The organism is Ruegeria arenilitoris (genome assembly GCF_013032855.1).
Classification (GTDB): Bacteria; Pseudomonadota; Alphaproteobacteria; order Rhodobacterales; family Rhodobacteraceae; genus Ruegeria; species Ruegeria arenilitoris.
In genome coordinates, this window is sequence record NZ_WQDA01000004.1 from 236,022 (window position 1) to 249,064 (window position 13,043).

Below are 13,043 nucleotides of genomic sequence, written 5' to 3' on the forward strand. Positions count from 1 at the left end.
TTCTCTCTCCGTTGTCGGTTTCGATGGGCGAGAGACCAACCTCTCGCAGGTGCCCCGGTATGTCCGGGGTCATTTGTTGTAGATGTAGTCGGGCAGCCACAGCGCGATCTGCGGGAAGGTCATGATGATGGCCAGCGCCAGCGTCATCACCATCACGAAGGGCAGGATCGAGCCGTAGATGTCGCGCAGCGAAATCTCGGGCGGGGCCATCGCCCGCATCAGGAACAGGTTATAGCCGAAGGGCGGCGTCATATAAGCGATCTGCGTGGTGATCGTGTACAGCACCCCGTACCAGATCAGGTCAAAGCCCAGTTCCCCCACCAGCGGCACATAGAGCGGCGCCACGATCACCAGCATCGCGGTGTCGTCCAGGAAGGTGCCCATCAGGATGAAGCTCAACTGCATCAGGATCAGGATCACCCAGGGGTTCAGACCCAGCCGTTCGGTGAACAGGGTCTCGATCGCGCGCACGGCGCCCAGCCCATCGAACACCGCACCAAAGGCCAGCGCGGCCAGGATGATCCACATGAACATGCAAGTGATGCCCAGGGTCGAACGCACCGAGACCTCGAACACCTGCCGCGTCATCCGCCCTTTCAGCACGGCGGCGGCAAAAGCCGTCAGCGCACCGATGGCCGAGCTTTCGACCAGCGAGGTCCAGCCATTGACGAAGGGCACCATCATCGCCGCGAAGATCGCCAGCGGCAGCAGTCCCGCGCGCAGCAGACGCAACTTTTCCGCCATCGGCACGTCGCGCTCTTCCTTCGACAGGGCCGGGCCGAGTTCCGGGTTTATCCGGCAGCGGATCACGATGTACAGGATGAACATCCCCGCCATCATCAGGCCCGGCAGGATGCCCGCCAACCACAGCTGCCCCACCGGCTGACGCGCGATCATCGCATAGAGAACCAGCACCACCGACGGCGGTACCAGGATGCCCAGCGATGACCCGGCCTGGATCACTCCGGTCACCATTTTCTTATCATAGCCGCGTTTGAGCAGCTCGGGCAGCGCGATGGTGGCCCCGATGGCCATCCCCGCGACGCTGAGCCCGTTCATCGCCGAGATCAGCACCATCAACCCGATCGTGCCGATGGCCAGCCCGCCATTCAGCCCGCCCATCCAGACATGGAACATCTTGTACAGGTCGTCGGCGATCTTGGACTCGGCCAAAACGTAACCCATGAAGATGAACATCGGCAGCGTCAGCAGCGGGTACCATTTCATCAGCTTCATCGCGGCCGAAAACCCGATGTCATAGCCGCCGCGGTCGCCCCACAGCAGCAGCGCCGCCACCACGGCCACGAAACCGATGGCACCGAACACGCGCTGACCGGTCAGCAGCATCAGCATCATGGTCGAGAACATCAGGATGGCGATCAACTCATACGACATCAGATCACCTCGCGCGGGATGTCATCGCCCTTGAGGCGTAGAATATCTTTGAACAGTTCGGAAATGGCCTGCAGCAGCATCAGGATCAGCCCCACGACCATGATCACTTTGATCGGCCACAGATAAGGGCGCCACGCGGTCGGGCTGCGCTCGCCATATTGCAGGGAATAACTGAGCGAGTCGAACCCGCCATAGATCATCACGACTAGGTAGACGATCAGGAACAGCACGGTGATCGCATCGGTCCAGGCCCGCCGCCGGTGCGACCATTCGCTGTACAGAAGGTCCATCCGCACGTTCGAGCCCATCTGGATCGAATACGGCCCGCCCAGGATGTAATAGGCCACCATCGCGAACTGCGCGACTTCGAGCGTCCAGAGCGACGGCAGGAAAAAGGTCTTCGAGATCGACGACCACAGCAGGATGCCCATCATCACGAAGATGCCGTACATGACGACACGCCCGGTCCAGCGGTTCATGCGGTCGATGACCGCAATATATCCCCGCATGAAGCTCATACCTGCACCCCTGTCCTCATGTGTTCTGCCCTGCGTCGGAAAAGGTTTCGACCGTGGCGGCCAAAATTGGCGTCAATAGCCCCACGATCCGATTGACCCCGGTCGGCGTGTCGATCAGATCATTGCGGATCTCGATCATCACGTTGGGCAAGCCCCGCGCGATACCGTGCTCACGCAGAGTGTGCGTGACACCATCCTCTGGCGAATACGGTTCGTTCAACGCCACTCTCAGCCCGCAATGCGCTGCATGGTTCAGCATGACCTGAGCCGCACGGTCATCAGAGTCATGCAATATCCCCAGTTCGAGCGCCCGGGTCTTGCCGTTGTAGATTGGTGTAAAACTGTGGATCGTAATCAGAACAGGCGGTTCTGGGCGGCGGTCCAGCGTTTGCGACAAGAGACCCCGGAACGGTTTATAAATGTCGCGAACTCGCTGGGCGCGCTGTTCCGCGGTCAGACCATGATTGCCTGGCACCGCGAACACCTCGCTGCGCGGCGGCATCGAGTCTTCCCGTTCGGGCGGACGATTGCAGTCATAGACCAGCCGACTGACCCGCGAGTGTACGAGAGGCGCATCCAGGGCGCCGGCCAGTTCAACTGCAACCTCTAGTGCCCCGATATCCCAGGCCGCGTGTGAACGGGCCGCCACGTCGTCCAACCCCAGCCCATCCAAAGCCGCAGGAATGAACCGGCTTGCGTGTTCGCACACCAGAACCGCGCGCGCCACGCCACGCGCGTTCAACACACGTGCGGCGGGCACTTCCAGAGGGGATAACAGAGATGACTCGGTCTTGGACTGCATGCGTAGCATTTGTTACAGTGGCCTTGAGCCTGTCAAGAAAATTTCTGTAGACAAAATTACAATCGCTCATATCCTGTAGCAAATTGAATAATATGAGGGCACCGATGGCCTCTGTCGCCAAAACGGTCAAACAACGCATTCAGGACGAACTTGAAGGCCTGACCCGCTCGGAACGGCAGCTGGGATCGGTCCTGTTGCAGGATTATCCGATGGGTGGGCTGCAATCGATCACCAAGCTGGCAGCGGCGGCACAAGTGTCCACCCCGACGGTCATTCGCATGGCGCGAAAACTGGGTTTCGATGGGTTTCCGGCGTTGCAGGAGGCGTTGCGCGAAGAAGTCGCGGCACAGATCCAAAAGCCGATCTCGAAACGCGACGCCTGGATCGTGGATGATGAAACCGAGCATCCGATCACGCGTTTTGCCCAAGCCGTCTGGACCAACATGCGACACACACTGGAGCGGCTGGACAAGTCGATGTTCGACGCGGTGGCGCAGTTGCTGGCCGATACCGAGCGCCATTTGTATGTCGTGGGCGGCCGCATCACCCGCTCGAACGCCGACTATCTGTTCAACCACATGCAGATCATCCGGCCCAACGTGACCATGCTGGGCAACTCGGCCAATGTATGGCCGCAATACCTGCTGGACATGGACGAAAGCTCGGTTCTGGTCATCTTCGACATCCGCCGCTACGAAGCGCATCTGGAGAAGCTGGCGCAAGTTGCGTCCGATCGCGGAGTGACCGTCGTGCTGTTCACCGACCAATGGGGGTCGCCCATCGGCAAATCGGCCAATTATACGTTTCACGCTCTGGTCGAAGCCCCATCAAGCTGGGATTCGACGATCGCCCTTCAACTCATTTCGGAAACCCTGATCGCCGAGGTTCAGGAAGCGCGCTGGGAAGAAAGCAAAGAGCGTATCGAGGAGTTGGAGCGCTATTTCTCGACCACACGGATTTTCCGCAGCCACGAGGCGTGAGCCTTGGCTGCCTTCAATCCCATTGTTCCATTGGACCGCGACCTGTAGGGTGTCGGCCAACGCGAGTCTGAAACCTGCTTCCAACCCTTGATGACTCTTTGTCTGGTGGGTTGGGTCCGACAGTGACGGACATCGCGGCGAAACGACCCGGGCAAGTGGTCGAAAAACCAAGAGGCCGAGCCAGTGGAACGCCGCAATTCAATGGATGCATTGCGCACCGACGAAGTCAGGGATGCACGGAACCGAGGGGTTACGTTTCTCGGGATTGCGTTCCTGTTCAGCATCTTCGTCAACCTGCTGATGCTGACGGGGCCGTTGTTCATGCTCCAGGTCTATGACCGCGTTTTGGGGTCTCGCGCCGTTGAAACGTTGACCGCACTATTTTTGCTGGTTGCGCTGCTGTACGCTCTGATGGCCATGCTGGATTTTGCGCGCGGTCGCATTGTCGCGCGATTTGGTGCCCGGTTTCAGTCGACTCTGGACTAACGTGTGTTCGATGCAACCTTGCGCGATGCACTGGTGCCGCAAATCCGTGCAGCTCCGGCAAGAGCGCTGCGCGATTTGGAAGCCATTCAAACGCTGTGCTCCTCGCCCGTTTTGCTAGCGGCCATGGATATCCCGTGGACACCCGTTTTCCTCGCGGCGATCTTTCTTTTTCATCCACTGCTCGGATGGTTGGCCGTAACAGGCGGAGCGGTGCTGATCGTGATCGCAATCCTGAACCAGATGATGACCCATCGCAAAGTGGCTCAGGCCCAGGCTGCGTCCGCGTTGGCGAATTCAATGTCCGAAAATGCACGCCAGGCAGCCGAGGTCATTCGCGCCCAAGGCATGCGAAAGGACATAACGCGGCGTTGGTTGACACAAAGATCGGCCACGCTGTCCCAGAGTATTGCCGCCAGCGACTGGACTGGCAGCTTCACCTCACTGACCAAATCGCTCAGGCTGTTTCTGCAATCGGCTATGCTCGCCTTGGGAGCCTGGCTTGTACTGCAAAACGAAATGACCGCCGGTGCGATGATCGCAGGCTCTATCCTTTTGGGCCGCGCACTCGCGCCGATTGAGCAGGTCGTTGGACAATGGGGCGCGATCGAGCGGGCCCGTAGCGCCTGGTCATCGCTTAGCCACTATTTGGCCCATGTCCCTGTCGAACCCTCCAGAACCCGCCTGCCCACACCGGAAGCCCGTTTGTCGGTCCGGAACCTGACGATCATACCCCCTGGATCCGAAACCCCCACTATCCAAAACGCCTCGTTCGTGTTGGAGCCCGGCCGTGCCCTTGGAGTGATCGGCAAAAGCGGTTCGGGAAAAACCACGCTCGCCAAAGCGCTGTTGGGCCTTTGGACACCTGCTGCCGGAGAGATCAGATTGGGCGGCGCAACTCTGGATCAATACGACCCTGATGAGTTGGGGCGCCACATCGGCTATCTTCCGCAGCATGTCACACTTTTCAACGGAACGGTGGCCGAGAATATCGCTCGCATGTCGCTGAACCCTGATGAACTGGCTGTTGTTGCGGCAGCGAAGTAGGCCAATGCACATGACCTGATCCTCTCACTTGAAAAAGGCTATGATACCGTCTTGGAAGGAGCCAACAGTCAGCTATCCGGAGGCCAGCAGCAAAGGATAGGGCTGGCCCGGGCATTGTACGGCGATCCTGTCCTGCTGGTACTGGATGAACCGAACTCGGCGTTGGACACCGAGGGTACCGATGCCCTGAATGCGGCAGTCCGGGAGTTCAAAGCGGCCGAGCGCGCCGTGATCATCATGACGCACCGACCGATGGCGATTTCAGAGTGCGACCACCTGGCCGTAGTCGAATTGGGTCGGATCGCCAATTTCGGCAGCCGTGACGAAGTGTTGAACGCCATGGTCCAAAATGCGGGTGCAATCCAGAAACAGTATCGCAAAGCGGGTGAAGCATGACCGAGGTTTCAAGCCCGCCGCCATGGCGGATCACTTTCCCCGCTCTTGTTGGATTCGCCGCGTTGGCCATTCTGGTCGGCGGGCTTGGGGTTTGGAGCGTCAGGACCCATCTGGCAGGTGCAATCGTGACCCAAGCCGTTGTCGAGGTGCAAAGCAATCGGCAAGTTGTGGAACATCCGGATGGCGGTGTCGTGGGCGATATTCTGGTTCGTGATGGCGACCGGGTCGAGCAGGGTGATTTGCTGCTCAGGTTCGATGACACGTTTCTCAAGTCGGAAAAAGTCATCGTGGAATCGCAGTTGTTCGAACTATTGGCGCGGAAGGTTCGGCTGGAGGCAGAAAGAGACGGGGCAGACGCGAACGCGCTTTCCGACAGGATGCAAAAGCTGGCCGCCGCGGAACTCATCGATCCTGAATTGATTGATGGACAGACCCGGCTGTATTCCGCTCGGTTGGAAACCCTGTCCAAGAAGATCGATCAACTGGGCAAACAAAGGGTTCAGATCGAAAGCGAAATCGACGGGACGAAAGCGCAGCTGGTGGCCCTGCGCAGGCAGCTTGAGCTGATTGGAAACGAGTTGGAGGATCAGCAGAACCTTCTGACACGCGGGTTGACCCAAGCCAGCCGAGTGTCAGCCCTTCAACGTGAAGAAGCCAGCTTGACCGGCGAAATTGGGCGCCTGGAAGCTGCAGTTGCTCGCTTGAATGGACAGATTGCCACCACGGAATTGCAGGTCGTCGAATTGGCCGCCGCTCGTCGGGAAGAGGCCATTGCCGAGTTGCGGCAGGTACAGTCCGAGGTCGTCGAATTGGCCCAACGTAGGTTATCCTTGAATGAAAGGTTGGCGCGTCTCGACATCCGGGCCCCGGTCTCAGGAACCGTTTTCGGCAGCCAGGTCTTTGCGGTGCAGTCGGTCGTCCAGCCAGCGGAACCTATGATGTATGTCGTCCCCCAAAACACGCCACTTGTGGTGGCCGCCCGCGTCGGAGCAATACACGTGGACCAGTTGCACGTCGGCCAACCTGTCGCCCTGCGCTTTCCGGCCTTCAATCAGCGTGAGACACCGGAAATCGAAGGTCGGGTCATCAATGTTTCGGCAGACACGCTCAAGGATGAACAAACCGGATTCACCTATTATCGCGCCGATGTTGTTCCCGTTGAGAGCGAGTTAGAGCGTCTGAACGGACAGGTACTCCTGCCCGGCATGCCAGTTGAGGCCCTGATTAAGACCGACGAGCGTACGCCGCTTTCATACCTGGTCAAACCGATGGCGGACTATTTCAACAGGTCGTTCCGCGAATAGCCAGCCTACACCGCTTCGAGATTCCCAAGCAGGATCGACGTCATGTCCACACTGAACACCCCATCCAGAGCCACAATCGCAGCGCCGGTTTGATAGTCGACATTCGTGGGCGTGATTGAGGAAAGATCGGCGTTCTGGTCCAGATAGACCCATTCCGGCTCGTGTGCGGTGGGCAACCCAACGGCAACCTGCAGGATGGCCAGGGCATCCAGTGCATTGACGGTGCCATCCCGGGTGATATCGGCCGCGATGAGGTTTTCGGGGGCTGCGGGTCCCCAGGTTGGTCCCAAACCGACCGCTATCCGCAAAACCTGCAGCGCATCGAGGGCCGTGATCTCTCCGCTAGCATGTGAATAGGACTTGATGATGTCCACATGACCCGGCAACGAACCTGATGGCAAATCAAGATCGAATTGGCCATGATCGTCGGCCTGTACCGATATCGGGCTGTTTCCAACTGGCTTGAACACGATCTCAGCATCGCTCAGCGCGGGGTTTGAACCGGAAGACTCTACCGTGACTGGACCCGTCACACCGGCCGAGGCCTCGGGCCCCGTGAGCACGCCAAAGTCAACGGGGATATGATCCGGCCCCTTAAAACCGGACCCGAAGATTTCGGCGCTGGTGAGTGTGCCAACGTCGGCCGAAAATAACTCGACGGTTTCATCCATGAACTCAATCCGAGCCCCTTGTGCCGTTGACGTCACGGTCAGCTGCCCGGGGTTGCGTAACATCGGGTAGTCGAACAGATCCAACCGATCGGTTCCGGCCTCGAAATCCGTGATCGTCGTCAATCCACTGCCGAATCGCATAACGAAGATGTCCGCGCCGGAACCGCCCTGCATGGTGGTTTCACTGCGACCGGCAATCAGAATGTCGTCACCGGCACCGCCCTGCAAATCAGTGTCCAGAACGCCGGCGCTCAGCATGTCGTCCTGAGCGGTTCCAGTTACGATTCCATTCCCCTCGATGACATTGCCCAAGGAGTCCAGAGACACTGTCAGCTGGGTTAGCCCTGCATCCTGCTGCGATGCCACAAAGATCTGAAGGTCGTCGCCAACATGGGCCACCTCGATGGTCTCAACATTCTGAAGACCGCTATCCAGCGTATCCGCAAAGCTGTCTAGGTAGATCAGCTTGCCATCAGGGGTCATCGTCAGCAGGGTCACTCCGTCATCTCCGCCACCGGCAACGACAAAGACACGTCCATCGACTTCGACGGCCTTCATGTCCTGAACTGCGCCAAAACGGGTACCCAACGTGTCCAACGCATGATCCTGTGGAACCAGTGTTCCGTCTGCGCGCAGCTCCATCACACTGATGGAGTTGCTGCTGGATCCGGCCACCAATATCCAGATGTGTCCATACGCATCAACGGTTTCCACCGCTGTCGGGGAACTGATCCCAAGCGTTTGGGTTGCCGTGTTGTCCACTTCGATCAGCGTCCCGCTTCCCTGATCGGCGCTGAACACCCGGATCGAATTGTCGGCGGCATTGGCGGTGACGACATACTGGTTGCTGCCCACCGCCGCGGCCTGCATCGCCCCGGCATTACCCGCGACCGAGCCCACATGACTGAGCGAACCATTCGAGTTCACCACGTAGGTGCCGATGAGCCCACTATCCTGATGGGCCACCGTCAGGTAGTCGACCGCCCCCACCGAGTACTGGACCAATGCGGTGACATCTCCGCCTCCGGGAATCGCTGCCGTTTCCTGCAGCGCCCCGATCGTGCCATCCGTATTCACCTCGTACCCGACAAGGCCCGTGGCGGTATCAACGTCCAGTGCCAACAGGTCGCTTGCGCCCAATGCGACCAGAGCGCCAAGGCTGCCGACCTGCAACGATATGGTGCCGCTGAAATACTGATCGTCGTGGAATTGCGGAGCGCCACCGTCCACAAGCTGCCAGACCACGATGCCGCCGCCAGCCCGGGTCGTGCTGTACAGATACGTAACACCGTTAAGCGTTTTTAAAGCCGTATCGCCGATACCTGAATCGAGCGCCGGACTCCCCGTTGCAACCACTCTTTCGAACTGAAGCATCAACTCAGATCACCCCCAATGCCATCGCTGGCAGTCCTTTCAAGGGTGACGCGGTGCCAAGGCAAAGACGAGAACGAAATTGTGGTGAAAACGAGGAATTCGGCTCCAGATTAACTCAATTTTTCAAGGTCCGACCGCATGAATAACTCGGCAGCAGGAAAGAAGAACAGAACTTGGCTTCTTCGGTCTTGCCGCGCGGGTATCCGCGGCCACCAATTGTGAGGACATGATGACGATGAAACCTGTTTCGCACGAAGTCTCCATCCAAAAGGACTCACCAGTTGCAGGGCATGAGAAGCATGTCCGCAGATGGGTCAAAGCGCGTCTGCGCCGGTGGGCCGGATCGGGCGTCGGCGGTGGTTTGGCCTCTGCCCTTCTGGCCTTGCCGGCGCTGGCCCAAGCCACTGAGGAGGAGTTGAGCACATTTCAGTTTGCCGATGTCCTGCCCGGTGTCCAGTCGGTCAAACTGCTGCCCAACGGTGACGTCCAACTGAAGCTTTTGGACGGTCGCACAGTCCTGGTTTCCGCGGAAAACGTGCACGTTCTGGACAACGGTTCGATCATGATTGCCGAAGACGTGGCCGTTGAAGTCGCGCAGCTTGCAGTGGCCGCTGAAGCCGCCGGGGCAGCGGCAGCTGGTGGTGGCGGCATGGGAGCCGCAGGCGCGGTGCTGGGTGGTTTGGGTCTGGCCGGTGCGGCCGCCGCTGGCGGCGGTGGCGGCGAAGATGCCGCGACGCCCGCGGAATCGTCACGCCCGCCCAGTCTGAACCTGTCACAGTTGCAGGGAAATTCGCTCAACAGCACCACCGCCAAGGCGACAGCACCTGATGGCACCGTTTCGGTCGAGGTAACCATCGGGTCGGTCACCAAAACCGTTTCAGCGGGGCCGGACGGCAGTTGGAGCGTTTCGCTGAGCCAAGTCGAGGCGGCAGGGTTGCCTCAGGGGGTCACATCCGTGACGATCCGACACCTGGATGGAGCCGGAGGTGAGATCGCTGTCGAAACAGCCACGTACAACATCGACACCATCGCTCCGAACATCGCGATCACAGGATTTTCCCACGGGGCGGTCATGAATGCGGCCGAGAGCGCGTCAGATCTGGAAATCAGTGGTACGACCGATGCGGAAAACGGTCAGATGGTGACTGTGGGGTTGAACGGTCAGATCTATACCGCAACCGTGTCCGGCGGCACTTGGAGCGTCACGGTTCCGGCCGCCGATCTGGCGTCTCTGCCCGATGGCGCGACCGTCACTGTGACCGCTGATGTGGTGGATCGGGCAGGCAATCCGGCGGCTCAAGCCACCAACAGCTTTGATACTGACTTTTCCGCCCCAGCCATAACAATAGACCCTGTCGCAGGCGGCCAGATTGATCTTGTAGACGTCGGATCGGACCTGACGATTACCGGCACGACGACCGGCGAAGATGGCCAACCGGTTGTGCTGACCTTCAATGGTCAGACTTACAGCGGCATCGCCTCAGGCGGTGCTTGGAGTGTGACCGTTCCCGCAGCCGACCTCGGCGTTCTGGTCAGTGGCAGCCCCATCAGCATCAGTGCCGCGATCAGCGATGCCGCCGGAAACCCGGCCACGCCTGCTGCGGTTTCGGTGCCCGTGGACCTGAGCGGACCGTCCATCTCGATTTCGCATCTATCCGTCGGTGCGGTGTTGAACGCAGCCGAAGTCGGGGCGGATCTGACGATCAGCGGCACGACCGGGAATGTCACCGATGGCCAGACAGTCACGGTAACTTTGGACGGTCAGACCTACACGGGCCCTGTGTCCGGAGGGACGTGGAGTGTGACCGTGCCGAGCGCGGATTTGATTGCCCTTGCCGACGGCGCAACTTTCGCCATCACCGCCGACGTGACGGATGCCGATGGCCTCGTGGCCCCGCAGGCGAGTGCAGGAGTTTCCAAAGACGCGACCGCGCCAACGATCAGCATCGACACGTTTTCGGACGGCGTGGTCATGAACGCGGTCGAACAGGGAACCGACCTCAGCATATCCGGAACGACGACCGCCGAAGACGGCCAGACCGTGACCATAGGAATGAACAGCCAAACCTACAGCGCCACCGTTTCAGGTGGAAACTGGAGTGTCAGCGTTCCCGCAGCCGATCTGGCCGGCCTCTCCGACGGAACCACCGTCACCGTGACCGCCGATGATTCGGACCGTGCGGGGAACCCGGCCACACAGGCCACTGGCAGCTTCGACACGGACTTTACGGCCCCCACTCTGTCAATCTCGACGGTATCGGCCGGGGGCACCATGAACCTGGCAGAGCAATCCGGCGGAATGACGGTCTCTGGTATTTCCAACGCGCCTGATGGCACGATCGTCTCGATCCAGGTTCACCGAGCGGACGGGACTGTGGATGTCTCAGGCACCGCTACAGTGACGAGTGGCGCGTGGACCTACACCGCTTCACCCCTCAACCTGAGCGGCCTGCAAGATGCCGAATCCTACACAGTTGCCGCGTCAGTCAGCGACGCAGCCGGAAATACACAGACGACTTCGACTGGGTTCAACACCGATTTCAGCGCCCCGACCATCGCACTGAACCCTCTGGGAACTGGATCGGTTCTAGACGTCACCGAGAAGGACAGCGACCTGACAGTATCGGGGACAACGACAGCCGAAGATGGGCAAACCATTACTGTCGGGCTGAACGGGCAGACCTATACTGCCACCGCTATGGGTGGGGTCTGGTCGACCACCATTACTACAGCTGATCTGAACGCGCTTTCCGACGGAACAACCTATTCTATCACCGCATCAGTTTCGGACATCGCTGGTAACCCCGCTACTCAGGCGGCAGCCTCGGTGACCACCGACTACCGACCCATCCTGACCTTGAATGAGGTCGGTACTAACGACGCGGTTTCGCTGAGTGACGCGCAATCCAGCGGCCTGACGGTCAGCGGTTCATCCATAGGTCTCGGCGCGGGACAAACCGTTGAGGTGATGTTGAACTCGGTCTCGGTCGGCACAGCCACGGTTGCGGCCAACGGCACGTGGAGCTTGAACGTACCTGCCACGGCGTTTTCGGGTACAACGGCGGGTGACTTTTTGAATTTTTCGGTTTCAGCGACGGTTTCCGGAGGACCGAACCCCCTACCCGCGACAGACCAGGCGACGGCTCACGTTCCAGCCGCCTATTTCATTTCCGAGGCAGGCCGGAGCGGGTCGACGATAACCTTGGAAATACATGCCGATGCGGACCGGGACATATCCAGTGGGTTGGCTTTCACGGCCAACTTGGGTTTTGACCCCGCGGTCGTGACCTATGACACGGGATCCGATGTCGAAAACACCGATTTTGATCTGTTTCTGGCAAACCCGAACGGGGCGGCGGAAATTAGTTTTGGCGGGGCCGCGACCAGCTTCAGCGACCTGACCCAGCCTGTCGTCACGTTCACAATGACGGTGCTGGACCCCACGAAGCCGATCGAGTTGACGATCAACACGCCCGACGGTGGCCCGACCCATTGGGTATTGGGAACAGACGGCGCAGACACATTGGCGGCCACGGGTATCGACGATGTCATCCGCGGTGGGGACGGCGACGATGTGATCGATCTGTCCGGCGCTGGCCGAGATCTTATCGTTTTCGAAGCGGACCCGACGGCCAACGGCACCGACATCGTAACGGGTTTCACCCTGGGGCCTGCAGCCGACATGGCCGACGCCATTATGTTCAGCGGGTTGGATGTCTCATCGCTTCGCGGTGATGGAACAGGTGTCGAAACACTGGCGCTCGGCGACATGATCGCGGCCGACACAGGTTTTGTTGGGCTGACAACCACACTCACCGATCTGACAACCGATACTCTGGAAGCCGCCGCCGAAACGCTTACCGGGGCTCAAGCCGGAGATGAGATCTATCTGCTGGCCAGCGATGGAACTGACAGTGTGCTGGTCAAGGTGGACTATTCCGCCCCAACCTCTGCCACGGTCAGCACGGTCGCGCAGTTTGACGGCCTAGGTGATCTGAGCGGTCTGAGCAGCGACAACATCCTGCATACCGATCCGACCGGCGCGTCAAGTTGATCCTGACAAGCATGAAAAG

7 protein-coding genes and 1 pseudogene are annotated in these 13,043 nt (G+C 59.5%); 4 read left to right on the top strand and 4 right to left on the bottom strand.

Annotated elements, in window-relative coordinates:
• Positions 1–69: 69 nt before the first annotated feature.
• From GOW72_RS14685 to GOW72_RS14695, 3 genes are read right to left on the bottom strand one after another with little or no spacing between them, the layout of a single operon-like run.
• The gene (locus tag GOW72_RS14685; RefSeq protein ID WP_170359383.1) at positions 70–1,395 is read right to left on the bottom strand and encodes a TRAP transporter large permease; all 1,326 of its coding nucleotides are present in this window, start codon (positions 1,393–1,395) and stop codon (positions 70–72) included.
• Positions 1,395–1,913, bottom strand: a complete 519-nt coding sequence (locus tag GOW72_RS14690) for a TRAP transporter small permease subunit (protein ID WP_170367347.1) — start codon at positions 1,911–1,913, stop codon at positions 1,395–1,397. The genes GOW72_RS14685 and GOW72_RS14690 overlap by 1 nt, the downstream gene beginning before the upstream one ends.
• 16 nt (positions 1,914–1,929) lie before the next feature.
• Entirely contained in the window at positions 1,930–2,715 is a 786-nt protein-coding gene (locus GOW72_RS14695; protein WP_170367348.1) for an N-formylglutamate amidohydrolase, read from the bottom strand.
• Between the two features lie 104 nt (positions 2,716–2,819).
• On the opposite strand from GOW72_RS14695, the gene GOW72_RS14700 reads away from it, so the two are divergent.
• The 3 genes and pseudogenes from GOW72_RS14700 to GOW72_RS14710 all read left to right on the top strand — a co-directional run bounded on the left by GOW72_RS14700 (position 2,820) and on the right by GOW72_RS14710 (position 6,925).
• Positions 2,820–3,695 (top strand): MurR/RpiR family transcriptional regulator, encoded by an 876-nt coding sequence (locus tag GOW72_RS14700; protein WP_093963099.1) that lies wholly within the window; start codon positions 2,820–2,822, stop codon positions 3,693–3,695.
• Between the two features lie 201 nt (positions 3,696–3,896).
• Positions 3,897–5,621: pseudogene (locus GOW72_RS14705) on the top strand (type I secretion system permease/ATPase).
• Positions 5,618–6,925 (top strand): HlyD family type I secretion periplasmic adaptor subunit, encoded by a 1,308-nt coding sequence (locus tag GOW72_RS14710; protein ID WP_170367349.1) that lies wholly within the window; start codon positions 5,618–5,620, stop codon positions 6,923–6,925. Before GOW72_RS14705 ends, GOW72_RS14710 begins: the two are co-directional and overlap by 4 nt.
• Before the next feature lie 5 nt (positions 6,926–6,930).
• Here GOW72_RS14710 and GOW72_RS14715 read toward each other — a convergent pair whose 3' ends face one another.
• Entirely contained in the window at positions 6,931–8,970 is a 2,040-nt protein-coding gene (locus tag GOW72_RS14715; RefSeq protein WP_244952442.1) for a dockerin type I domain-containing protein, read from the bottom strand.
• 229 nt (positions 8,971–9,199) lie between these two features.
• On the opposite strand from GOW72_RS14715, the gene GOW72_RS19065 reads away from it, so the two are divergent.
• Positions 9,200–13,024 carry a beta strand repeat-containing protein gene (locus GOW72_RS19065; protein WP_280525660.1) on the top strand — a complete coding sequence of 1,275 codons (3,825 nt, stop codon included), beginning with the start codon at positions 9,200–9,202 and terminating at the stop codon, positions 13,022–13,024.
• Positions 13,025–13,043: the final 19 nt, after the last annotated feature.

Excerpts from the sequence above, each read along its gene's own strand:
- GOW72_RS14685 (WP_170359383.1), bottom strand. The coding sequence starts at position 1,395 with ATGTCGTATGAGTTGATCGCCATCCTGATGTTCTCGACCATGATGCTG.
- GOW72_RS14690 (WP_170367347.1), bottom strand. The coding sequence starts at position 1,913 with ATGAGCTTCATGCGGGGATATATTGCGGTCATCGACCGCATGAACCGC.
- GOW72_RS14695 (WP_170367348.1), bottom strand. The coding sequence starts at position 2,715 with ATGCAGTCCAAGACCGAGTCATCTCTGTTATCCCCTCTGGAAGTGCCC.
- GOW72_RS14700 (WP_093963099.1), top strand. The coding sequence starts at position 2,820 with ATGGCCTCTGTCGCCAAAACGGTCAAACAACGCATTCAGGACGAACTT.
- GOW72_RS14710 (WP_170367349.1), top strand. The coding sequence starts at position 5,618 with ATGACCGAGGTTTCAAGCCCGCCGCCATGGCGGATCACTTTCCCCGCT.
- GOW72_RS14715 (WP_244952442.1), bottom strand. The coding sequence starts at position 8,970 with ATGCTTCAGTTCGAAAGAGTGGTTGCAACGGGGAGTCCGGCGCTCGAT.
- GOW72_RS19065 (WP_280525660.1), top strand. The coding sequence starts at position 9,200 with ATGACGATGAAACCTGTTTCGCACGAAGTCTCCATCCAAAAGGACTCA.